Origin of the sequence: Winogradskyella sp. SYSU M77433 (assembly GCF_029911945.1) — a bacterium.
Classification (GTDB): Bacteria; Bacteroidota; Bacteroidia; order Flavobacteriales; family Flavobacteriaceae; genus Winogradskyella.
This window is the reverse complement of the sequence record NZ_JARYTG010000001.1, coordinates 152,238-178,012: the sequence shown is the minus strand read 5'-3', so window position 1 is coordinate 178,012 and position 25,775 is coordinate 152,238. Positions and strand designations below refer to the sequence as shown.

Sequence of the window (25,775 nt, the reverse complement as noted above, 5' to 3'; positions counted from 1 at the left end):
ATAGGTGTCTGCCTTATTTCCCTTTTTTTTTAGATATTTTTTATATTGGTTCTTTAAAGTTATTTATGAAAATAAAACTAGACTTTCTTTTATTTCTATTTGTTTCTTTCTTAGGTTTTTCTCAGAATGCACGTCATCTTTCAGTAGACGATGGTCTTCCTCAATCATTTGTTTCAGATATTGTAGAAGATGATGATGGGTTTGTGTGGATTGCAACTAGAAACGGTTTAGCAAGATTTGATGGTCATGAAATTAAAACTATAAATCATATTCCTGGTGAGAATAACTCAATAACTTCTAATATTATTTCTAAGCTACAAAAAGGAGAGAATAAAAAACTGTGGATTTTTTATGAAACAGAAGAGGTTGATTTATTGAATTTAAAGACGGGTTGTATAACCAACATGATTACTAATGAAGATACTAAAGAATATGAGCAACCAATATCAACAAGTAGTTGTGTAATAGATAGTAAAAATAGGCTATGGAGCTATTTTGATAAGCAAACAATTTTACTTTATAGACTAGACAGTTTAAATAAAAAAGCTGGTAAAAAATATCGCTTTGAAGAGGATACAATTAGATCCGTATTTTATGATAGGAATAACTCTTTATGGGTATATAGTCAGAAAGGGCTTAACAAATACAATGAAAGTTTAGATAAGTTTGAATTAAACCCTATGCCTTTCAAAGTTAGTTTTGAAAGTGATTATGATGGTGATAAAAATATAGCCAGAGCAGTTTCGGATTTAACAGAAAGAGATAATGGTGAATTAATGTGGTTCTGCAAGAGCTATCTCTATTTCTATAACCCAACAACATCAGTTTATAGAAGGCAATTAATTATAGATGATTTGTTGGTAAATCCAGAAGAAATACAAACAGGTCCGGATGGTAAGGAATATTTTTTTGTAGATAATAAAATCTATAGTTACGATGATCTCATAGGTATAAAGGAGCTGGGAGGAATCAAGCCTAACAAAAGTATTTTGCATGAAAAGGATATAGACACCCAAGCTTTTTTAGTAGATAAATCTGGTTTAATATGGGTAGCAGTAAACACAGATGGTATTTATCAAGTTGATTTAAATATCGATTTTAAAACCTTTGAATACAAAGATGATTTTGCAATAAGCATCTTTAAGAACCAGTTTAATATTGCACTAGAAGACTTCTTTAAATTCGATTTAAAACGAAAGGGCACATTATTGCCCGCGTATCATTTAAGATCAGTAAAAAATGATCGAAAGATATGGATGGCAATTAACAGAACGGTTTCTTATTATGATCTAGATACAAAAGAACTTATAAAGCTGGACGAAATACCCTTGGATGGAACAGAGGATTTTATTCCTTTAAAAGGTATTGCTATTGGTAAAAATGGTAGTCCGTTGGTTATTGATGAAAACAAGAATATTTATAAGTACAATTTTGATGCTGAAGAGTGGGAAATACATCCTTCAACCTTACTTCTATATAAAAACTTCAAAGGCGAACTAAAGCCAAATGCTTTAATTGTAGATGATGAAAATTCAATTTGGATAACCACAGAGTATAATGGTTTAGTATGTATTGACAAGCATGGTAAATTGAAACATTTCCAAAAACAATCAGAAGATGAAAGTTTTCCAACTAATAATTTAATTAATGTCATTTTAGATAAAAGGGATAAAAATATTCTTTGGATTGCCAGTTACAGTGGGTTAATAAAACTGAATAAGGAAACGTTAAAAACTGATTTTTATTCAAATCAAGAGGGTTTACCGGACAATACTATTTATACGATAATGCAAGATGATCAAGCTGCTTTATGGTTAGGTACAAATAAGGGTCTTAGTAAATTTAATCCTGATTCTGAAGAACAGAAAACCTATACATTAACTCATGGTTTGCCTACTATGGAGTTTAATAGGTATCATCAACTGATAATGCCAAATGGACTTTTTGCATTAGGTGGCATCAGTAAAGGTGTTATGTTCGATCCATTAAAAATTAAGGAAGATGACTTTGCTCCAAATGTAGCAGTAACATCAATAAAGGTTAATAATGACAGCTATAATAAAGATCAACAATCTTTTTTTCAGTATAACGATATACAGGAAATAAACCTTCCACACGACCAAAATAATCTAGCAATTGAATTTGTAGCTCTAGAATATAGCTATCCAAATGATATAAAGTATAGGTATAGATTAAAAGGCTATAATGATGGTTGGATTCCTTCAAATAACTATAGAGAAGCTGTTTATACTAATATTTCACCAGGCAACTATGTTTTTGAAGTTAATTCAACAAACACATCAGGTTTGTGGAGTGATAAGGTAAAAGAAATAGCTATAGCCATATCTCCTCCCTGGTGGTTAACACCTTGGGCAATTATACTCTATGTAGTTTGTGTTATTAGTATGGTTTACTTCTTTATAAATTGGAGAATAAAACAAAAATTTATAAGAAAAGAAATAGAACTACAACGTAAAGAAGCAAAGCATTTTAGAGAAATAAATAAGATAAAGACTAAGTTCTTTACTAATATGACTCATGAACTAAGAACACCATTGTCTCTTATCATTGCTCCTGTTGAACAATTAAAAAATACAGATAATAAAAAGCATAAAAAGCAATTATTAAAAATAATAAAACGCAATGCTAACAATTTATTAAACCTTTCAGACCAGTTATTGGATATAGCTAAGTTGGAAGCAGGGATGTTAAAACCCAACTATTTACACGGTGATATCGTAGTGTCCTTAAAAAAGTGTATTGAAGCTTTTAAAGAGGAGGCAAACGAAAAAGCTATTTCAATAGATCTTATTTCACCTTTATCAGCTAGATATAGATTTTCCCCATATTTATTAGAAAGAATAATCAATAATCTTGTTTCCAATTCTATAAAGTACGGTTATGAGGGAGGCAAAATAGAAATTACCATGACCGAATCTTTTGAGGGTTTAATTCTCAAAGTAGAAGATGATGGCACAGGAATATCAAAAAAGGATTTACCTCATGTTTTTGAGAGATTCTATCAGGTGAATTTACCAGATAACAAATCTAATGCTACTGGTAGTGGAATAGGCTTGGCCCTTGTTTATGATTTGGTGAAATTACAAAAGGGTGAAATACAAATTGAAAGCGAAACAGGTAAAAACTCTGGTACAGTAATTTCAATAATGCTTCCTTATAAAAAAGTAGAAGATATTACTGAACCTAAGATGATTATTGAGGATCAGTTATTGCCACTTATTACTAATGATAAAGACTTACCTACGGTTCTTGTGGTTGAGGATAATAAAGAAATGCTAGAGTTTTTATCCATTAGTTTAAAGCCCTATTATAAAATTGTACTTTCTGAGAGTGCAGAGAAAGGTTTAAAAATAGCTCAAGCCATAATTCCAGAAATAATTATTAGTGATGTTATGATGGCTAATATGGATGGTTTGGAATTGTGTAAGAAATTAAAGGAAAACATAGCAACTAACCACATACCTATAATTTTATTAACCGCTAAAACCGAATTAAAAAGTAGGTTAAAGGGCTTGAAGGTTGGTGCTGACGATTATGTTACTAAACCTTTTAGTGTCTCTGAGTTGTTGCTTAGAGTAAGAAATAGAATTGAAATTCAAGAAAAGCAACGAGAAACAATATTTGAAGAGTTAAAGTTGCTACCAAGTAATGAGTTAGAAGTTACAGAGCCAGAAGTTAAGGATGATTTTTTAATTCAAATTGATCAAATTCTTGAAGAACACTTAGATGATGAACAATTTGGGGTTAATGATCTGGCGCTTAGATTGAATATGAGTAGAACTAGCTTGCACAGAAAAATAAAGGCACTCACAAATATCTCAACTGGTAAAATTATTCAGATTTATAGATTAAAAAGAGCTTCTTCTTTTTTAAAGGCTGGGAACAATATATCTGAAGTGTCTTATAAAACAGGTTTTGGAAGTCCGTCATATTTCACAAAATGTTTTAAGGAAACTTATGGGTTAACACCATCGGAATATGTTGAAAATCATAGTGTGAAACAATAATTCTACATATTGTAACAATTTTGATATAGAAAATCATTGAGTATAGAGATTTTTGGTGAACACTAAAAATAAATACTCAAAACATGAAAAACTATCTGTTCCTTTGTGTCGTTTTTCTCTGCTTAACTAAAGCATTTGCTCAATTAGATCCTAATTTTTTAGGTAATGCCTATTCTGGAGGAGGCGACTGCTATGTCATCACTTCAAATACCCAAGGTCAATTAGGTGCTGTATGGTATGATAATGCTATTGATTTTACGGCTGATTTCGAAATTATATTTGACGCCAACTTTGGTGCAAACGATGACGATGGAGCAGATGGCATTACATTGGTCATGAAAAACAACCCGACTTATGAGGTTGGGCAACAAGGTAATGGTCTAGGGTATGCAGGTATAATGTCTTCAATTGCAGTAGAGTTCGATACCTACCAAAATAGCGAGAGAGGTGATTTAGCGTCCGACCATATAGCATTAATATCTAACGGAAGTACATTTCATTCTGCTGCTTCAAATTTAGCAGGTCCAGTTAGTGCTTTATCTACAAACCCTAATATAGAAGATGATCAGTTTCACGAAATAAAAATTGCTTGGGTTGCTGCTTCGCAAACACTAACAGTACTTTTTGATTGTGAGGAACGAATTACTTATACAGGTGATTTAGTCAACACAGCTTTTAATGGGACTTCTCAAATATATTTTGGTTTTACAGGGTCTACAGGTTTGTATCATAACCTTCAGCAGATATGTTTTAAATATTTGTCTTTTGCAGACACACAAGATGTATTAGATGCAGAAATTTGTTCTGGTGATGTAATAGATACAGTAGATGTTACTTATAATGGTGCTGTTTCCTATTTATGGTCACCATCAGAAGGAGTTAGTGATGTGTTTTTGCCAGATCCAGAGTTTTCTCCAGCAGTCGACACTGTTTATTCTGTTGATATCATCGATAGTTGTGGTGATACCGTTACCAAAAGTTTTAGTGTATTGGTAAATGAGGTGTCAATAGATGATGTACAAGCTGTTATACCTACGATATGTCAAGGAGATAATGCAGAATTCACAATAACAGGAACACCGAATGCAGAAGTGACTTATAATATTAATGGAGGTGCGGATGAAACAGTGGTACTAGATGCTTCGGGAAATGCATTAGTGTTAATTTCAAATGTATCATCAAATCAAACCATCAATGTAACATATATTGAATCTACGGAAAATTCTAGTTGTTCAGCAACACTTTTAGAGTCAGCTACAGTTAGTGTAGCTAGTAGTGAAGATGCTTCCTTTACCTATTCTGCGACTTGTGACGGAGGAACTGCTAATGTAACTGGAGATTTAGGTGGCGTTTTTCAATTCAATCCTCAGCCAAGTGATGGTGCTTTGTTAGATGAAGCTACAGGCGAAATTATAAATGCACAACCTAATACGTCTTATTCAGTTGAATATACAACATCAGGTTCTTGTCCGGATTCTAGTATCCAAACAGTAACAACTTTAGATGCAGGTAATGCTTCATTTGTTTTGGTTCCTGAAACTTGTGGAGCTGTAGCAGAAATATTAGGTGATTTGGGTGGTGTTTTTTCCTTTGACAATCAGCCAACAGATGGAGCTTTAATAAATCCTGATACAGGCGAAATTACAAATGGTGTTTTAGGCACAACATATACTATAGCATATACAACTAGTGGAGCATGTCCTCAAACAGAATACGCTTCGGTAACTATAGAAAATTGTATTATTCCTGAAGTCATTACTCCAAACGAGGATGGTTATAATGATAGATTCGATTTAACTGGTTTTAACGTAAAAGCCATAGAAATATTTAATAGATATGGCACTAAAGTTTTTGATAAGTCCAATGGTTATGTTAATGAATTTTATGGTGTTTCTAGTGGAGGTCATAAACTTCCAACCGGAACTTATTTTTATACACTAGTGTTTCAAGACAATTCAACCAAAATGGGTTGGGTATATGTTAATAGAGAAAAATAATCAACAATCATTTTTACGTAATCATAATGAATAAATCATATATACTGATTATAGCATTGCTTTTTGTGATGCAAATACAAGCTCAGCAAGACCCTCAATATACACAGTACATGTATAATATGAATGTGCTAAACCCAGCTTATGCAGGATCTACAGAAGCAATATCAATAGGTGCTTTGTATAGAACACAATGGAATAGTTTAGAAGGTGCACCAAAAACAGGGACTTTTTCTGTGCATGCACCTGTAGGAGGACAAGTTGGTTTAGGGGTATCTGTTATAAAAGATGAAATAGGGCCTGTGAGTGAAACCAATGCTTATGCCGATTTTTCTTATACAATACCATTATTTAACGAACATAAACTTGCGTTTGGAATAAAAGCAGGCGCAACGTTTCATGATATAGGTTTATCTAATTTAGTTGTTTTACAGCAAGATGATCCATTAGTATCAAATATTAATGAGGTAACACCTAACATAGGTGCAGGAGCATACTTTTATAAGCCAAATAAATATTACGCAGCTTTATCTATGCCAAACCTTTTAAATTCGGTACATTTAGACACTAATGGAAACAAAATAGGGTCTGAAGTACAGCATTTATTTGCGGCAGCTGGTTATGTTTTTGATTTGTCAGATAATTTTAAATTAAAGCCACACGGTCTTTTAAAAATGGCAATAGATAGTCCTGTAAGTTTCGATCTTAATGCAAATCTTTTTATGTACAATTTTGTAGAAGTTGGTCTTGGATACAGATTAGACGATTCTTTTAGTGGAATGGTTAATTTTTCCATAACACCAGATATTAGAATTGGCTATGCTTACGATAATATAGTTTCTGATTTAAATATAACTACAAATGCTTCACATGAAGTATTTATAACCTTTGACATCAGAACTTTCAAGAAAATTTCAAACTCACCACGCTTTTTTTAATCTGTTAAGTAGATACTTATGAAACCTTTAAAAATTACGATTGTTCTGTTTTTTACTTGTGTATTTGGACTTTTTGCTCAAAATAAAGATACAAAGGAGGCAGATAAATATTTTACCGAATTAGAATACCTCAAAGCTATAAAAAGTTATAATAAACTGGTAAGTAGCAATAAAGCAGATGTATATGTTTATTCGCAGTTAGCTGAGGCAAATTTTAATATTTTCAATACTAAAGAAGCAGAAAAATGGTATGCTAAAGCTTTAGAAACATCTCAGGATGCCAATACAATGTATAAATATGCTGAAATGTTAAAGGCTAATGGTAAGTACGAGCAATCTGAGATTTGGATGCAAAAATTTGTAGAACAAAATCCAAAGGATGAACGTGCAAAAGCTTACAGTGAGAATCCTGATTATGTAAAAAGTATTCTAGAAGGAGAGCAACTGTATAAGTTAACCAGTTTGGATTTTAACTCTACAGAATCAGATTTTGGTGGTACACAACAAGATGGTGTTCTGTATTTTGCATCAGGAAGAGACACTTCGGGAAAAAAATACAGATGGGATAACGAATCATATTTAGATATTTACCAAGTAGTCTTGGGTGAAGGTACAGAAGAAGATGCACAGCAAGTAGAAGGTTCTATTAATACAAAGTATCATGAAGGTCTAGTGTCTTTTAGTCCAGATGGCAACACTATGTATTTTTCTCGCGAAAGTTTTTTTGATGGAGACTACATAAAAAATAAGGAAAATAGAACTAAAACTAGCGTTATCTATTTGTTTAAAGCAACTAAAACAAATGGAAAATGGGATGATGTAGAACCGTTACCATTCAATAATAAAAATTATTCAGTAAAAAATCCAGCAGTAAGTGCTGATGGAAATACTTTATTTTTTGTCTCAAACATGCCACAATCCGTTGGAGGCTATGATATTTTTAAGGTAGCAATAAATAAGGATGGTACCTTCGGAGAACCTATGAATTTAGGTGATGAAATTAATACTGTAGAACATGAAATGTTTCCTTATGTAAGCAGTAACAATACTCTTTATTTTTCTTCAACAGGTCATTTAGGTTTAGGTGGATTAGATGTGTTTTATGTTGATGAAAATAATAAAGTTCAAAATATTGGTGTGCCTGTAAATAGTAGATCGGATGATTTAGCATTTACGATTGATGAAGAAACAGGTAAAGGGTTTGTGTCTTCTAACAGAGAAGGTGGAAAGGGTAATGATGATATATACGCCATAGAAAGAATACAACCTTGTAGGGTAGAAGTAACTATTACAGTTTTGGATGAGGAAACGTCGAAGATTCTATCAGGAGTAGATATTGTTATAAAAAATCATTTAGATAAAGTAGTTGAAAAAGTAACAGATAATAATGGAAATGTAGTTTATGAAGTAGCTTGTGATAAAGCTCTTGAAATAAAGGCAAGTTTACAAGGTTATGAGAGTGTGTCTACTATATTTAGTGGTAGTAAAAATGAAAAAGAAACTATACAGATATTGTTATCACCAATTGAAAAAATAATCAAAGATGAAAAAGTAGTCTTAGATCCAATTTTATTTGATTTTGATAAGGCTAATATTACTTCTCAAGGAGCTTTTGAGCTAGATAAACTAGTAGCAGTTATGAAAAAGTATCCTAAGATGGAAATCTTAGCGGAATCCCATACAGATAACATAGGTTCAAAAAAATATAATAAACAATTATCAGAACAAAGAGTAAAGTCAACTGTACAGTATGTAATTTCTAAAGGAATAGATGAAAGTAGAATCACAGGTGTAGGTAAAGGAGAGGAAGACCCAAAAGTAGACTGTGGTTCAAAATGTACAGATGAAGATCATCAAATTAATAGAAGAACAGAATTTATTATTGTAAAAGGAAATCCATTGAAGGAATAAAAAATTAAATTTAGATTGGTTTTTAAGGCAGAGTAACTGAAATAATTTCAGGAAATACTTTGCCTTTTTCTTTATAAATTCTAAAACGGTTCGGTTTTTGTCTTTTTTGTATAAATTAGTAAAATATTAAGTCTTGCTATCATGAAAAAAACAATCTTTATTCTATTGGCTGTTTTAGCCTATTCCTGTGGTGTACACCAAAAATCTAATATTAAATCTAACGAAGAGTTTGTAGTAAACCTAAAACGTGCAGATACTAGAGGTGGTATGATAGAAACGGTTTTGCAAGGAGTGTTTTTTGGTGCTTCATATTTGGCAGAAAAAACATCTAAATCTTTGACAAATACGTATTCTCAATCATTGTCTATCAATAATTATTACAATACAGATTTAGGTGAGGTTGAGAAAACTTATAAAGAGATTGAAATCAAGAAATATTCGAAACCTAATGATGTTACAGAGAAAGAAAGAATAACGACTTTAGTAAAAGAAGATTTTAATAGCATGCCAAAATCTCGTGGTGCTGCTCAATCTCTAAAATTGGATGATGTTATTAGACTAGAAGAAGATGATTTACTCAATTTTTATGCTAAAATAGAGCTTATTAGTGATCCTGAAAATCCAAGTATTACACGTTTAAGCTTTAATGAATTGCGCATTTTCTTCTCTAAAACTAAGGTTTATACAGACGAAAATCTAAATGCTAAAATCTCAATATCTATTGAAGGACAATGGAGAGGAGATGATGGAACCCCTAAAAGCGCTACACTCATTGAGCAAGAATATGATTTCAAAAATTTGAAGTATGGAGCAGATAATCTTATCAAACAACCAATTTTATCTCCGTGGTATTATGATATACCGTTTACAACGCAAATAGATGGGAACGAGAATTACGGAATAGTTAAAGTGAATGTAAGATTAGATGAATATGAAGGCAATAAGAGCAAGTATATTAATCAATTGCCAACGATGTTGAGTGATAACAAAGATGCTATTATTTCTGATGGAGCATCTGCAATTGAAAAAATCGCTAACTAATTTTCAATGAGGTTTTTTTATAAAAGTTCTTTAAGCAAAGATGCACTTTTATGTACCATAATGACTTTTGTGGTCGCTGGACTTTTATATTTTATTTTTATCAATCTTACAATTTTAGATCCTTTTGAAAAGGCTTTTAAAGACTTTAAGTTTACCGATATATATTATGCAGAGAGACTAGATAATCAGCGTGTAAATTCTAATATTATATTAGTTAATATTAAGCATGCAGACCGGTTTCAATTAGCGCAAGCAATTGAAGTTGTTTCAAAGCAAAATCCTAAAGCAATTGGTTTAGATATTATCTTCAAAGACCAAAAAAGTCAATTTACAGACTCTATTTTAAAAAGTACTTTAGCTAATACACCCAATATAGTAACAGCGTATTATCGCGAAAATGATTCCGCAGTAACTAACCACTCTTATTTTGAAGTTAATGGTTTACAAAAAGGATTCATAAACTTAAACCTAAATGGACAAAACACTGTAATTCGTGATTTTTTAGGTGCTAAAAAAGAAAATCAAGAGTTGTCTTTTACTTCACAACTTGCTAAAACTGCTGGTTATATAGATGAAGAATATGCTTTAAAAAAATTAAATGAACCGTTACCAATAAACTACATTGGTAATAAAGATGTCTTTTTAAACTTTAGCATTGATGAGGTTTTGAATACTGATGAGATTCCTGCAATAAAAGACGCAGTGGTTATTTTTGGGTATTTAGGTAATGGTAATGAAATTTATGATATAGAAGACAAACATTTTACACCTCTCAATAAGGCTTGGGTCGGTAGAGCTGTTCCAGATACTTATGGAGTCGCTATTCATGCTAATATTTTGAATATGCTTATCAATAAAAACTACATCTCCAAAGTATCTACTTTTATCATATATCTTATAGCTTTTATAATTACATATATTACTGTACTTCTTTCTATGAAGTTGTATAAACGTAATAGCTTTATTTATGATTTAACCGAGAAAGCTGTGCAGCTAATTATTTCTGTGATTCTGTTATATCTGGCATTATTAATGCTTCAAGCTAATGTATATGTTAATATTATGCCTATCATCATTTTACCTTTATTCGGTATAGGAATGATAGATTTTTATGAGCATTTAGTAATATTTCTCAATAAAAAATACGAATGGAAAAGTCAGTTGTTGTAATGTTTTTTTGCTGTTTTACATTTCTATTGAAAGCTCAGGATAGCCTCTGTGTTTTTAAACTTAATGGTAGTGCTTATGCGAAAACAACTAACAAACTTCAACCACTCTCAAAAGGAAAGTTTATTAATAAGAACCAAACCCTTATCCTAGATTCATCCTCAAAATTAACGGCTATTAATGCTTCTGGTGAAGCTTATAAAGTTGAAAGTAATGGTCAATTTAAATTCAAGGATATCCTGAAGCTAAAGACTCAACAGTCGGGTAGTTTAACCTCGAAGTACTTTAAAGTAATTTGGGACGAGTTTGTCAAAAAAGAAGAAGGTTCTACCGTAATCGGAGGTGTGTTCAGAGGAGATATTTTAATGGAATTTCCAAAAGATAGTGTCATGCTGGCCTCATCAAAACTAACCTTTAGTTGGAAAACTAATGAAGTAGATTCTTCCTATTATGTATTTGTCAGAAATAAAAAAACAGATGAGATGTTGAAACTGGCAACAAATGGAAACCAAATCTCATTATACAAAACTCAACCATTTTTCTCAGAAGACAATACTTTTGAATGGGCCGTGACTACTGAAGAGTTTCCAAGTTTAGATAATCTTACGTTTTACAGTTTTGAATTGATTAGTAGAAATCAATATGCTGAACAAGTAAAGAACTATACAGCATTGTTAACGGATTTGGAAGCCTTGGGCTTATCTGATGCCGAAATAGAAACTACAATTTGCGAAATTTATGGACTTTGTAAATAGAGTGAAATACATAATTACTTTTTTTACTGTTCTATTAATTTTTAAATCCGGAGCTCAAGATTCTAATGTAGATATTAAACTTAGGGATTATCATTCAGCTAGGATTACAAATGTGGTAGCATCAGATGCATATCCTTATTTTTTTACAGCAGACGAATCCGGAAAAATCCTAGCTTACAATTCGGAAACTAAACGTGTTATAAAAACCATAAAGCCGGCTTCAGGTTTGCCTATTACAGACATGAAATTGTTGTTTGATGATAGAGTACTCACAATAAATCAAAAATTGGCATTTACCGACGGAAGTCAGGATTCTATAATCAGTATTGGTGTTTTTGATCAGAAAGTATTACAAAAAATGCAAGCCAATGTTGCGTTTATTGGGAATCAAAAAGATGCCATAATTATTCAAGATACTAATCCAGATAAATCGTTAAATATTGTTGACCTCTATAACATTAAATTCGAGAAGGTTAATAGATATTTTGTGGCGGCACAAGTAACTATGGCTGCTTATGACTCTATCACTAAAACTATGGCTTTGGTAGAAGGGCAAATTGGAAAACAATTACGTGTGTCTCTTCAAGTAGGTAATGATTATAAAAATATCACGGAGATTGACATTCCTGAGGCATTAAAAATTCAGGATTTATTTTTTGATGATGGTCAATTGTTTGCCATCACAACCAACAATACTAATGGTAAACTTGAAATTTACAACCTTTCTAGTACAGCAACTTTTTCAAAATCTATTCATGATATTGACTTTAATACGAACTTTATAAACGTTTCACACTCCGAAAGAGATGGTTTAAAAACAATTATAATAACAGCAAATAACTCATTTGTTCAACCTGTAATTCTTGAAAAGGAAGGTCTTAATTTTAAAGATTTAAATCCAAAAACAGCTCAAGGATCTACACAAGCAGTATATCTTAAAAGTACTGATGAAATATTGTTTTTTGAAGAATACCATAAGAATATTGTAAGCTCAGCTCGTTTCGCGGTTTTTGATTATAATAAAGAACGTATTGTTAGTAGTATTCCTAAGGAAACAAGAGCTTTTTATTCAGGAATGTTTTTACCAAATAATAATTGGCTGATTTACGGAAAAGCGTTGAAAGAATCTAGCTTAAGTTTAACATTCTATGCCGACCAATTAAAATATTTTGAAACAGGAACTTTCAATAACAGATTCGGAACATTAAGTTATAATGATTATTTAGAAGTTACTCACGGTTACTCAGATATGAGCACCGAAATAGCTTTTGATAAAGAAAATGGATTAAAACCTTTTTATGGATATAAAAAAGGCTCGCAATATGATAATAAGTATGGCTTTTTTGTATACGATATTGTAAATGATATGGTGAAAGAACTGTCGTATAAAGAAGTTAGGCAACGAAGTATTCTAGACTATAATTCAATTACAGGAGATTTACTTTTAAGTATTGAAGTATATTATAATGGCGGCCATACAGATCCACAAGAGTTTGCCATCTTAAACGGAGATACTGTTACTAAAATAGAAGGAAAGTATAAGTTTGGTAAGTTTTCTAAAAATGGTGAGTTTCTGCTATTAATTTCAGATGAAAATGAAGTTATTATAAAAGACATAAAATCTCTAAAAACTATTTTTTCAACCGAATTAAAAGATGGGAGATATAAAATCTATGCTGATGGTGATCGTGATTTTTTGATTTCAAATTCATATTATCAAATAGATCCATTTAACTGCAACCAATCTACCTTAACATTTACAATTTCGGATTCTAATACTGTAGAGACAAAAACTTTAGATTGTTTAAATATTATTGATGTAGCAAGTAAAGGCGATGTTACGGTATTGTCTGTAGAGAATATAGGTTTAGTTATAGGAGAAAAAATATATAAGTTTCCACTCTCAGAATTTCCAGAAAAGATTTCTCTTAATGAAGACGGTTCAAAACTAATGGCAAGTTTTAGTAATGGTAAGATTAAAATTTACACAGTAAATGGACTTAAGTCAGTATTAGAAATGATACATCCAGATAAAGACAGCCATGTTTTTGTAAACAGTGATAATTTCTATTTCAGTAATACAAATCCTGAAGATTACATAGTGTCTACTCAAGATAAAAAGCTTGTTCCAATACAGACGTTAGAAAAAGATTACTTTAATCCTTCTGAAGTGTTGAAGTCTATCGGAAAACCAAATGCAGAATATTTAAAACTTTTAGATGAAGCCTTACGTCTAAGAACTGCAAATCTTTATGAAAACACTAAAGTCGATATAGAAAAGGAAAACTCAATTCCAAAGACAGTAGAGCAGAAAAAAGGAGATTTATATGTGCTTTCTGTAGGCGTATCAGATTACGAGCAAAATGCCTATAATCTCACCTACGCAGATAAAGATGCCTTTGATATTGCCAAAATTTATGGCACTGTAACGGATGAAGCATTTCAAAATTACAAGACTAAATTCTTTGGAAATCCTTATACACTAAAAGATGGAGACGATACTCCGTTGACGGATATCAACAAGTATTTTGGAAGTTATAAGAGCCTTTCTAATTTAGAGCCTTTAACGGCTGATGGCCATTTATGGTTAGAAAGTAATTACGAGGAAAACTACTTGTGGAATTTTAAAACCAAGACAATTACAGCCATCACTTTTCCTGAAGACGTCACTATAAATACATATACGGTAGACCCAATATTCTTTCCTGGATTAGATAATGAGAGCTTTGTTGTAAAGTCGGATAACGGCGATTTTTACAAGTATGATGTTAAGACTGAGAAGTTCAAAAAATTAAAATTATCCATAAAAAAAGACGACGAATATATGTCTACGGATAATTTTACAATATTAGAAAACGATGGTTGGGCCAAGCTTTCATCTGCTTCAGGTTTAGATAATTTAGTAACTGTGGCTTTGGGTAATTTCCAAAAAAAGGATACGACTCAAATACAATTTAATCCAGATATCTATAATATAAAACCAGAAAGAACAGCTATAGATTCAGCGAATGTGTATTTGGTGTATTTAAAAGCGCTTTCATCAAATGGTAAACATTTGCTTTATTCGGATTTAGATGGCAATTCATATTATAAAAATCTAGACTTAAAAGATGAACTACCACTCAAGTTGAAAATCCCAAAAATTGAAAGTTTAGATCAGTTATCTATTGCTAAGGATGGTAAAACGTTTTCTGTGATTAAGTCTCATGGTGAAAATTTCAAATACAAGATTATCAAATATAATTTAGAAGGAGATGTATTGGATGAAAAGGTGTTTTCAGATAGCGTAAAAGGACTGTCTATTGTAGATAATCAATTGCATTATGTTTTTGAAGGAGAACCGCTTGTTGAAGAACGTTTTATGTCAACTGAAGATATTTTTATTAAGCATACATCACCGTCATTTAAAAGTACCAAAGTTGAATATTTAGTTAACGAAAAAGCTACTTCAAAATCTATAGAAAAAACGATTCTGGAAGTATTTAAAAACGCCAAGCCAGAAGATCAAGTTGTGCTTTTTATTGCTGGCCATGGAGTCTTGGACAACGATTTGAATTATTATTACGCACCACACGATATGGATTTTAATAATGTTTCAAAAAACGGTTTAGCATTTAATACCATTATTGAATCGCTTAATCAATCTAAAGCAAATAATAAGCTATTGCTTATGGATACCTGTCATTCTGGAAATACTTTAGATGTTTCATCAGGTTCAAACAATAGCGTAACAGAAGGTTCTGGGCAGCGTGGTTCTAAATCGCGAAGTACAAAAAAAGAACCAGAGTTCAGGTTGTCTAATGTGGTGTCTGATGTCTTTGATGACTTCTTGTCTAAAAGTGGTATTACGGTTATTTCTGCGTCTTCTGGAGGTGATGTAGCTTATGAAAATAAAGCTTTAGGAAACGGTGCTTTTACGAGTGCTTACATTAATCTGTTAAAAGAGAAATTAGGAGGTAGTATTATTTTAACTGAAAAATCCTTAGAAAAATCCGTTGAACTTACACAAGATGATATTTCTGAACTTTTAAAACAAGTAATGCAGCTTACCAATGGTAAACAATTCCCAGACTTGAGAGAAATCAATGCGAGTTCTAATTTGAAAATGTGGTAGTTTAATCTAGTAAAATATACTTGTCAATAGTATTTTGGCTATACTGGTCTTTTAATTTATTAGATCGTAATAAGTTTTGATCGACACGTCTTCTGAAAGTCATGCTTGTATTCATATCACCAATAAATCTGAAATAAACAGAAGTTAAAAGTGCATCTGGAGTGCTATCAAGATTTATTAAGTTTTGATAATAGTATTTCACATTATCCATAGCGTTTGCATCAATAGCAGCCTTTGTCATAACTTCCAATAAGCTAATGTTTTCGGCTTTAGTATTTTCTTTACTCATGGCAGGAAGCGCAATTTCTATAGACTTTATAGCTTCGTTATTAAGATATAAAAAGTCAGCATAGACTATAGCCGTTTTGGCCGAGTTATCAATGGTGAAGGCAAGTTCAAATAGTTGTTTTACCTGTTCAGGCTTACCAAATTTTTGTTTATCTCTAGCCATAGTGAGAATAAACTCTGATATTTCTTTTTTGGTGTCCTCATTGGCATCATTTTCTGCTGCGGTAATAAGATATGTTTTCGCTGCATCAATATTGTCTGTTTTCAATGAACTATATCCAAGAGATTTATAACCTTTGGTGTAAGTTTTGTCTATATCTGAAGCTGTTTTATAAGCTTCAATAGCTTTATTGTATTCTCCTTTTGAAAAATAGGTTTGCCCTAATAGATTATAAAAATCTAATGTTTCTGGGTGTTTGTTTATCATGCGATTTAAAAGTTCTAATGACTTTTCTTGTGCATTTTCACTGTTGTAGAGATTGATCAATTCATTGTAAGCAGGAATAAAAAAATGATCTTTTTCAATGGAGCTTAAATACAAAGCCTTTGCGTCCTCAACTGTATTTGCACGTTCTTTTAAGAAATTGGCGTAGTAGAAATAGCTTTCAGGATTTTCAGGGTTTTTAGCAATACCATCTTCAAAAGCTTGTTTAGCTTTTAAAAGTTTTTTGAATTTATCTTGAAGCCAGCCACTTCCAGCATAAGCTTTGGTGTTGTATGGATTGAGTTCTATAGCTTTTTTATACAGTGAATCTGCTAATCGTAACCGTGTAAGTTTAGTTTGAGTTAATCTTAAAAAGTCAGCATATTCAGAATATAAGATAGACGATTCAGGTTCATAGTCTATAGCGTTTAGTAATAATTTTTCACCTTCTTCATCAGAAAGCTTATTTTCTTGTATATAGTTCACTAAACCTAAGCCAAATATAGAATTTATAGAATCTGACTTAACAGCTTTTTTGTACCAATCTAATGAGGCTTTATTATTGCCTTTTAATTTTTGAAGATGGCTCATTTTCTGCAAAGCAAAGGTATTATTGGTATCGAGTTCTAAAACTTTAGAATAGTAGTCTTCAGCAATATTGTATTTACCTTCTTTTTCGTTGATTTCACCAAGTTTTAAATTAGCATTAATACCGTTTGTACCAAGCGAATTGCTCAAGTTAGTTTTAGCATCTTCATATTTATATTGGTCTAAAAAGTTATCACTGATATTGGTTATGGGTTGAGACCAGCTAACAATCAAAGATTTTGCTTTATTGAAGTGGTAATGTGCGCTATCGTAGGTTTTTTCCTGATTATAGACTACGCCAAGGGCGTTGTGTATGTAAGCTGCTCTAGGTTCTAATTGTAAAGCAGAATTAAGCTTTCGTTTAGCTAGCTTATATCTCGAATAGTTTTTGCTTTTAATAATAGCATAAGCTTCTAAAAGCAATTTGCTTGACTTAATACGGTTGCTGAGGTAATCGTCTTCACCAATAAGTTCTAAACAAACATCCAGATTTTTAGCTTGTTCAACAAATGATTTACTTGAAGGCAAAGTTTTGTAACCATCAATATAATTATTGATAAGTTGTTGTGCATCACCAGACAATTTTTTTAAAAGGATGCTTTCCATTTTTTCAGCTAAACCTTCGGATAATTGATTAGTCTGTTTAGCCGATTTATAGATTTCATAAGCACTAGAAGATTTGCCGTGGTATGATTTTCTTTCAATGGCATCGTTAAATTTTTTAATAACTGAGCCAGCGGTTTTATCTTTTAAATCTGTAGTAGAAACACCTCTTGAAGCTAAGGTTTTATCTTTTTCAATATCTGAGTTTATAACCTCAAAAGCTATTGTAGGCTGATTGGGTTCTATAGTTTTATAGATTGCTCTATCATTTTTTGTACGAACTACAGGTGTTTGGTTTTTCTTGAATTTAGTTGAAACTGTAGCAGAAACATTATCGTACAAATAGTCATCTATTTCACGATATATAATTGAATTATCAGTATTGCTATCTGCATTTCCTGTGAGACCTTTAACCAAATAATATGTAAAGTATCCGTGATTTAAATCACCACTTTCGTAAGACAACTCGTTAGAGCCACAGCTTAGGATTTTAGTTGAATTTTCAAACATAGCTTGAATGGTCCCCATATTTTTTTGAGTGCCTTCTTCAAAAACAAAACCCGATCTACATGCATCTAAAATCAATATCACTTTAGAGCCTTTATTAGTATAGCTACTTATAATTTTATTGAGTAGGGCTAGAGGAATTACTCCACCAGAATAATACTCTTGATTGGCATTAGCGTCTGCCGTAAGTAGGAAGCCTTCTTTCTCACCAAAATCGTCCACAACATCACCATGACCTGCAAAATAAATATATGTAGTGTCTCCATCTTCAATTTTTGATAATAGCTTTTTGAATTGTTGAACAACATTTAAAGCTACGGCATCTTCATTGATAAGAAGGCTTATGTTTTCTTGTGGTAATTTTTCAGCAAGACTTAAATAGTTTTTAAAAAGCAAAGCATCATTATCTGCATAATTGAGTTTTAGAGCTTCTTCTTTATAGTTTGAAACACCAATGATTATGGCACGTTTTTTACCTTCTGCAGTATTTTCTACTGAGCTAGCTTTAGAACCACGTTCACCGTCTTGGGCAGTTCCTACGCATACTGATAAAAGTAAAAATGAAAGTAAAATGTGTTTCATTGGAATAAAATTCAATTGACAATCGTAGTGTTAAGATACAAATTTAATGTATGACTAATATTACATGCCTAAATTGACACCTGAAGGTTTAACAATAGCTAACAAGTTTTGAAATGCTTGCGTAACCTTTAAAGCCATTGAATGTCCATCTTCACTATCTACACGCTCTATTTCGCCATATTTATCGTAAGTGACATCGATTTTTCCTTCACCTTCAATTTCTATAGCAATTGGTTTTCCCATGGCATTATACTTAAAAAGTAAAGTTTCATCATTAGAGACCATTTTGGATATTTTACCATTGTCTAGATATTCCATCTCAACAGTATCTCCATTACTTTTAGAAGCTTTAAGTAAGTTGCCTTTAGTATTGTATTCAAAATTGAATTCACCTTGATCATTTCTAACATAGGTCAATTTTTCTAGTGTAGGATGATATTTCATTTCTATATCATCTCCATAATTTGAAGTTTTTCTAATTAATCTACAACGGTTATTGTATTTAAAATCTGTTTCTCTACGACCTTTTATGATTTTTATGGGATTTCCACATTGCTCATCGTAGGTTGTATTTGTTGTAATACCTTGAATTGTTGTAATGATCTGATGCGTGTAGCGATTACCACTAGCTCCTACTTTAATAAAGTATTCATATTCACTTTTGGCTTTATTACCATAATAATCATCTTTTATCACTGTTGTAGAATAATGATCGGGATCCTCAGTTCCATCTTCATTAAAGTACTTTTTATATTCGTAGTTTACAGTTTTTCCATCTCTATCGGTAATGCTAGAACAATAATACGTTCGGTCTTCATAGGTAATTGTCATAGCGTCTATTGCTTCACCTTTAAAACGCACGGGATTATAAATGATTCTGGTGAGATTATGAATATTGTCATATTCATAAGCGTATTGATTACCACCACCATCTTTGTTGTAGACTAGGTTGTCTCCATCATACTTATATGTTGAAACATTATCTTCTAATCTTGCTTCAATGATATAGCCATTATCATTGGTTTTAAAATAAATTACATTTCCATCGCTGCAAATCATTTGGGTGATTTTATCATCAACGTATTTAATTTCTGTATAAAGGCCGTTGTTATCAGTGTACTTTATCAATCTACCATTAATATCGAAGAATTCTTTTGTTTGGTCAGAGATGCTAATACGTTCAAAACCATTGTTGGTAATCGTAATTTTTTGATTTCCTCTAGAAAAGCCATCAAATACTAAGCCGTCAATAAGTTCTTGTTCAAAATCTAATTTATTTTCTTTTTTGAGGTTTAGCCATTCGGCATGTCTTACATCCATCATGTCCGTAAGCTTGTTCTGAAGTTTTAATATGGCAGAAGGGTTGTTGTCTAGTAAACCGTGCTCTAACTTTGTATCGATGATAATGTCTACCATCATTTGAATACTCTCAGTTGAAACTAAGTCTGAATTAAAAGCAGATTTACCACCAGCACCATATTCGTGTACGGAAATATAACCATCAGGAAAAAAGTACAGTTCTGTTTCCCATTTTGTTCCCCAACCGTAACCAAATAATCCGGTTTTAATGGATTTAGAATTATATGTCCTTGAAAAGTCACCAAACACAAATTGAACATGTTTGGTTAAAAGATCAGTGTAAGAAATGTAAAAATTGCCATTTTTGAGATTGACACCAGCAAAAAGATTAAAGGTGATTAAAAAAATGAGACAAAGGGAAAATTTAGTTTTCATAACCTTAGGGATTTTATGATTTCTACAATTGTTGAATTATAGTTTTTAAGCAGTTGTTTATCCTTTAAAAAATAAGGATTAATATTTTTTATAGCCTCTTTGGCTTCTTTTTTGTCTTTATTGAAGTAGAGCAATAGAACATTTAAAATTTTATCCTTCTTAGGATTGACTTTTTTTAGTTCTTCATTTAACTGATTGGCTTTTTTTGTGGATTCACTTTCAAAATTTAAAAGTATCATGAGCTTTAAATATTGAATTCTCCACGATCTACTCAATTCTTGAAGATTTACATTTGCTAATAAAGTTTCAGCCAAATCTGATTTATCATTAAGATAATAGTGTTTAGCTAAAAGATATCTGGTTTCAGCATTACTTTCTAGCTTGTAGGCTAGCTCGTATAATTTCAGTTTATCGTCTTTAGAGGTTCTTGCTTCAAATAAAAAGTATTGTGCATAATCATTAAGTTTTAACTTGTAAGGATTAGCCTTAAAACTCTTAAGAAAATATTGAAAAGAACTTTCGTAATTTTTATTTTTTAGTTCGCAATAGGCAAGGTTTACCAAGCCATTAGCATATGTAGAATCTAGAGTGATGGCTTTTTGATAGTTTATCGTAGCATTTTGAAAATCATTTTGTTCAAAATAGGTGTTTCCTATTAAGTTGTAGATGTCAGGTGATTTAGAGTTCCAACGTGTAACACCCTCTAAGAGTGAAAGCGATTCAGTATATGTTTTGTTATCGTTATAAACTTTCACTAAACTTTTATATGCTGGCATATAAAATGAATCTTGCGCAATAGCTTTTTTATAAAATTCTTCTTTCTTATCATCTTCAGGATAATAATTACCCAAGTAGTAATAAGCACTTGCTTTTTGTGGATTGGCTTTTATGCCTTTCAGAAATTGCTGTTCAATTTCTTCATTGTTTTTATCTAGTTTCTTATAGTTCCAAGCGCGTCCGGCATAAGCCCAAGTATCGTGAGGATTCAGCTCAATTGCTTTTTGGTATAAACTATCTGCTTTAAGGTAAAATTTAGTTTCCCTTTTAAATCTTCTGTAACAGTCTGCTAATTCTCTATAACCATCAGATTGATATGGTGCTAGTTCAATGGCTCTATTGACTAATAATTCTCCTCGAGCAGGATTTAATGCCTCATCAATTAAAAATTCACCATATTCAGTTAAAGTTGTAATATTTGTAGAGTCTTGTTGATAGGCCTTCTCAAAATAGTCATATGCTTGTTTAAGATTACCTCTGCTGTTATAGACCTTAGCTAAGTTTCTTAGTGTAATATCTAAGAAATCACCATCAACTTCACCCACTTTAAGATAGAAAGTTTCAGAATCCTTAAACCTTCCCATACGATCGTAAACTACACCAATATTGTTGTAAGACATTTTTTGTGCAAACTTCATTTTGCTTGCTTTGGTGTAAAAATCAATTGCGTTTTCGTAATTATTAATGTCTAAATAGTTAGAACCAATATTATTTAAAGGAAAGGACCAAGTAGGTATTAACTCATTAGCCTTTTGATAATTTTTAAAAGCCTCTTCATAATATTCCAAATCATTCATTATAATGCCTAAAGCATTATAAATATATGCTGCTTTTTGTTCTATTTTAAGAGCAGATTGAAGTTTTTCTTTGGCTTCGTTGTATTTATCGAAACGCTGTAGTTTAATAGTAGAGTAAGCTTCTAAAAATAATTTACTACACAAAAACCGATCATACATAAAGTCATTTTCATTCATGTAGGATAAGCAGATATCTAAGTATTTAGCATTTTCTAAGAATACATTTCCACTAGGTAAATTTTTGCTATTACTGATGTAGGTATTAATTAATGTTTGTGCTTCAAGCGAAAGTGCATTGACGAGATTATCTTTTAAATTTTGAACCAATTCTTCTGAAGTAGAATTATCACTTTCAGCATTTTTTATAATTTCTTGAGCACTAGATTCTGAACCATAATAGTTTTTGGATTGTAATGCTTTATTGAATTTTTCTATAATTCCATCATTGTCTTTAAATGTCGATTCTGCATTATAAGTGTCATTTCTATTGGCTAAAAGTGTTTTTATAGCTGTAGAATTCTGAATTTGAAGTAAAGCATCAGATTTGTCGGTGATATTTACTTTCTTGAGAATTTCGGTAGACTTCGTAGTTTTTACAACAGGTGATTGTTTGTTGGCCGTAGCAGCAGCAACATTGGTATCTAAAAATGATTGAAGTTCAAAAGACTGTAAGTTGAAATCTTGTACCAAGTTATCGGCAGCACCCATTAATCCAAGTACTAAATAGTAAGTGAAAAAGCCTTGACCAATGTTGCTGGTTTCGTTTGAAGATTCATAAGAAAGTTGATTAGGCTTACAGCTGAGAAGCTTTGTGGAATTTTCAAAGGTATTGTTTATGGTTTCTAAATTCCTCTGACTACCATCGAGATATAAAAATCCCGATTTACAGGCGTCTAAAACCAATACAATTTTGGCGTTTTTATTAGCGATTGAATTTACAGTGGTGTTAATGTCTTTAAAAGGAACAACACCTTGCGTGCCGTAATATTCACGCTCTTTGTTAACATCGTGAGCGAGTAAAAAGCCAATTTTTTCTTCAACACTATCTTGGTCTACAACATCGCCATGACCAGCAAAAAACAAATAAACTTTATCACCTTCATTAGTGTTCTCTATAAGTTTTGAAAGTGCATTAGAAATATTAAATGAGGTGGCATCTTCATTAGTAAGATAGGTAAGGTTTTTTTCAGGAATGGAATCTATTTTTATAAGATAATCCCTAAATAGTTCGGCATCCTTATCAGCATAATTTAGATTGAGCTCAGATGCTTTGTATTTTGAAATGCCTATGACCAAAGCGCGTTTTACACCAGAGTTAGCCGACGCTACAGCTGTTCCTTGTGAACCGCGAGCACCATCTTGGGCAAGACCAAGAAGTGTGAAAAAGAATAATATGTAGGTTATCTTAAATTTCATTAGAGCACTCTAATTTATTCTAAAAGTACAAAAGCAGCCCATTTTTCTGGATTATCTTCATATTTCTTGGACATAGATAACTGTGTGTTTCTAAACGCTTCTCTTATGTTTTGTCCTTCGAGCCAGTTGGTGTATAACAGATTCATAAACTCAGCGGTTTCAACATCTGGAACTTCCCAAAGACTCATTATAATCATATCTACACCAGCCATCTTAAAAGCACGTTGTAATCCATAAACGCCTTCATTACCTTTTATATCTCCTAAACCGGTTTCACAGGCGCTTAATACTACCAAATCTGTTTGTGATAGATCTAAATTCGAAATTTCAAGAGCTGTTAAAATTCCATCTTCATCTTCAAAGTTGTTGTGTCCATTTAACCAAGCATAATTAGCATGAGCAAAAAGCAAGCCAGACCTTAAAAGTGGATTTTCAGAGTGTTGGTATTGGGTTTGGTTTTCTTTAATTAAGTCTTTATTGTCAAGGTCTTCAAAAAAGAAACCATGGGTTGCAATATGAAGGATGTTTGGGCTATTTGAACTTAGGCTTTTTATGGCATTTTCTGTAGCATTATCACCATTTAATACCATACACTGCTTAGCTCTAGAGTTGAATAGTTTTTCTAAATTATCAATTTCGTCTTGTGTGCCTTGTAGGTATGGCCAAGTAGAGTTTCTATTAGTTGTAGATTTACTATTGTTAAATGTCGGCATATCTAAATAACCCTTTTTTTCATTAGAATTGGTGATATTTTTATCGAAATCAAAATCGTAGTTAACACCTCCAATGAGTAGAATATTTTTAGAGAAAGGTTCTGTCTTTTCTCTTTTAATCACTGTAGAATTGCTAACTTGTATGAGCTCAAAATCTTCAATCAAAAGTTTTCCAGTTTCCGATTTTAATGCCGCAAACGCAATTTGATGCAATATACCGTCTGGTGAAAAATAAATAGTATTATTGTCTTTTAGTAAAGGTTCAATAGGCGTAATTATAAGATTGTATATCTCTTTTGCGTAATTGGTGGCATTGGTTTTTCTGCCTTGAGATCCTCTGGATTGATAGATTTGTGTTGCTGATTTTTGATTTAGAATTTGTTTTAGCTGAGCCTCTTCAAAAAGAGGGATAATCTTAGGGTATCTCCAATCTTTCCTAAAGACTTCGGCAACATAGATAATGCTATCTGTCCATTTTTTGTCATAGTATTTAAAGTGAGTGAACTCTACGGCAATCTCATTTTCGGTAAGTTGGGTTCGTCTCCAGTTGATTGGATTTTCTCTTTGATCTTGAAATTTTTGTCTATAGATGGAGATTAATTCAGATTCTAAACCTCTTAATCGTTCTTGGCGTGTTGCTAAATCTGGGTGTCTTTGATTTTCTGGCAAACATAGTTGTAACGATATAAAGTCTTTTTCATCACGGTAAATTTCTATTTTCTTAGAGATTAAATCATCGTTTAGCGTTTTTAATGTTTTAAGAATATCTTTTGAAGAATTTAAAAGTGCACCTTTTATAAGTAAGGTGTTGTTTAGTAGTACATTGTTGAAAACTTGATACTTGTAATTGGTTTTATACGCAAAAGACTGAAATAAATTAAAATAAGGTTTTATGTTTTTGTCCAGAAAGAGTGATTTTTCGTCTTCGAAACGTTGTTTTAAAGCATCCTTAATGTGATTATTTAAATGTTCATTGGCTTGCGTAAAAACAGGAATTACTTCTCTAGGATTACTTGTGTGGTTATAAAATGAGATTAATTCTTTTAAAGAGTTTTGAAAAGAGGAAGATTCTGCTATTAAGTCATTTTCTCTTAACTTATTGAGCTCAATATTAGTGGTGAGTTCCTCTTCAGAATTTTTAATGTAGCGATAGAAAAAATTAAGCTTGTAAAGAATTGTTTTCTGATTATAATTTGATGTTTTGAAATTATTAAAAGCAAATTCTTTAGTTGATTTTGCTTTCTCAATAGCTTCGTTGATATTTCCGGCTTGCGCGAGCTGATTAATAGTTTCAATTTGAAGGTCAAACTCCTTTTGAAGCTGAGCTTCATTCGACTGACAAAATATTAAAGACAGATTAAATAAAAAGTACAGCAAAAAAATAGCTTTGATTGGCAT

General features: G+C 31.7%; 12 protein-coding genes. 8 read left to right on the top strand and 4 right to left on the bottom strand.

All coding sequences use genetic code 11. The features are described from left to right. Positions 1-65: 65 nt before the first annotated feature. The 8 genes from QGM60_RS00735 (at position 66) to QGM60_RS00700 (ending at position 15,948) form a co-directional block, all read left to right on the top strand. The gene (locus tag QGM60_RS00735) at positions 66-4,028 is read left to right on the top strand and encodes a hybrid sensor histidine kinase/response regulator transcription factor (protein ID WP_281138284.1); all 3,963 of its coding nucleotides are present in this window, start codon (positions 66-68) and stop codon (positions 4,026-4,028) included. An 83-nt stretch (positions 4,029-4,111) separates the two neighbouring features. Next, entirely contained in the window at positions 4,112-6,025 is a 1,914-nt protein-coding gene (locus tag QGM60_RS00730) for a gliding motility-associated C-terminal domain-containing protein (protein WP_281138283.1), read from the top strand. Positions 6,026-6,051: 26 nt separating this feature from the next. Then, positions 6,052-6,960: a type IX secretion system membrane protein PorP/SprF gene (locus QGM60_RS00725; protein WP_281138282.1), complete on the top strand. Its 909-nt coding sequence runs from the start codon at positions 6,052-6,054 to the stop codon at positions 6,958-6,960. Between the two features lie 18 nt (positions 6,961-6,978). Further along, positions 6,979-8,871, top strand: a complete 1,893-nt coding sequence (locus QGM60_RS00720) for an OmpA family protein (protein WP_281138281.1) — start codon at positions 6,979-6,981, stop codon at positions 8,869-8,871. Between the two features lie 141 nt (positions 8,872-9,012). After that, the gene (locus tag QGM60_RS00715) at positions 9,013-9,912 is read left to right on the top strand and encodes a hypothetical protein (protein WP_281138280.1); all 900 of its coding nucleotides are present in this window, start codon (positions 9,013-9,015) and stop codon (positions 9,910-9,912) included. 6 nt (positions 9,913-9,918) lie between these two features. Continuing rightward, positions 9,919-11,082 (top strand): CHASE2 domain-containing protein, encoded by a 1,164-nt coding sequence (locus QGM60_RS00710; protein WP_281138279.1) that lies wholly within the window; start codon positions 9,919-9,921, stop codon positions 11,080-11,082. Further along, positions 11,061-11,834 carry a hypothetical protein gene (locus QGM60_RS00705; protein ID WP_281138278.1) on the top strand — a complete coding sequence of 258 codons (774 nt, stop codon included), beginning with the start codon at positions 11,061-11,063 and terminating at the stop codon, positions 11,832-11,834. Before QGM60_RS00710 ends, QGM60_RS00705 begins: the two co-directional genes overlap by 22 nt. 1 nt (position 11,835) lies before the next feature. Continuing rightward, the gene (locus QGM60_RS00700; protein ID WP_281138277.1) at positions 11,836-15,948 is read left to right on the top strand and encodes a hypothetical protein; all 4,113 of its coding nucleotides are present in this window, start codon (positions 11,836-11,838) and stop codon (positions 15,946-15,948) included. 1 nt (position 15,949) lies between these two features. On the opposite strand, the gene QGM60_RS00695 is transcribed toward QGM60_RS00700, so the two are convergent. Genes QGM60_RS00695 through QGM60_RS00680 form a run of 4 tightly spaced genes read right to left on the bottom strand, consistent with a single transcriptional unit; the run spans position 15,950 to position 25,775 of the window. Further along, positions 15,950-18,940, bottom strand: a complete 2,991-nt coding sequence (locus tag QGM60_RS00695) for a caspase family protein (RefSeq protein WP_281138276.1) — start codon at positions 18,938-18,940, stop codon at positions 15,950-15,952. 60 nt (positions 18,941-19,000) lie between these two features. Next, on the bottom strand, positions 19,001-20,674 hold the full coding sequence (locus QGM60_RS00690; protein WP_281138275.1) for a DUF6531 domain-containing protein: 1,674 nt from the start codon (positions 20,672-20,674) through the stop codon (positions 19,001-19,003). Next, positions 20,671-23,664, bottom strand: a complete 2,994-nt coding sequence (locus tag QGM60_RS00685; protein ID WP_281138274.1) for a caspase family protein — start codon at positions 23,662-23,664, stop codon at positions 20,671-20,673. The genes QGM60_RS00690 and QGM60_RS00685 overlap by 4 nt, the downstream gene beginning before the upstream one ends. A 14-nt stretch (positions 23,665-23,678) precedes the next feature. After that, positions 23,679-25,775: a CHAT domain-containing protein gene (locus tag QGM60_RS00680; protein ID WP_281138273.1), complete on the bottom strand. Its 2,097-nt coding sequence runs from the start codon at positions 25,773-25,775 to the stop codon at positions 23,679-23,681.

Bases quoted from the DNA above. Each gene is read 5' to 3' on its own strand.
- QGM60_RS00735 (WP_281138284.1), top strand. From the start codon at position 66: ATGAAAATAAAACTAGACTTTCTTTTATTTCTATTTGTTTCTTTCTTA.
- QGM60_RS00730 (WP_281138283.1), top strand. From the start codon at position 4,112: ATGAAAAACTATCTGTTCCTTTGTGTCGTTTTTCTCTGCTTAACTAAA.
- QGM60_RS00725 (WP_281138282.1), top strand. From the start codon at position 6,052: ATGAATAAATCATATATACTGATTATAGCATTGCTTTTTGTGATGCAA.
- QGM60_RS00720 (WP_281138281.1), top strand. From the start codon at position 6,979: ATGAAACCTTTAAAAATTACGATTGTTCTGTTTTTTACTTGTGTATTT.
- QGM60_RS00715 (WP_281138280.1), top strand. From the start codon at position 9,013: ATGAAAAAAACAATCTTTATTCTATTGGCTGTTTTAGCCTATTCCTGT.
- QGM60_RS00710 (WP_281138279.1), top strand. From the start codon at position 9,919: ATGAGGTTTTTTTATAAAAGTTCTTTAAGCAAAGATGCACTTTTATGT.
- QGM60_RS00705 (WP_281138278.1), top strand. From the start codon at position 11,061: ATGGAAAAGTCAGTTGTTGTAATGTTTTTTTGCTGTTTTACATTTCTA.
- QGM60_RS00695 (WP_281138276.1), bottom strand. From the start codon at position 18,940: ATGAAACACATTTTACTTTCATTTTTACTTTTATCAGTATGCGTAGGA.
- QGM60_RS00690 (WP_281138275.1), bottom strand. From the start codon at position 20,674: ATGAAAACTAAATTTTCCCTTTGTCTCATTTTTTTAATCACCTTTAAT.
- QGM60_RS00685 (WP_281138274.1), bottom strand. From the start codon at position 23,664: ATGAAATTTAAGATAACCTACATATTATTCTTTTTCACACTTCTTGGT.
- QGM60_RS00680 (WP_281138273.1), bottom strand. From the start codon at position 25,775: ATGCCAATCAAAGCTATTTTTTTGCTGTACTTTTTATTTAATCTGTCT.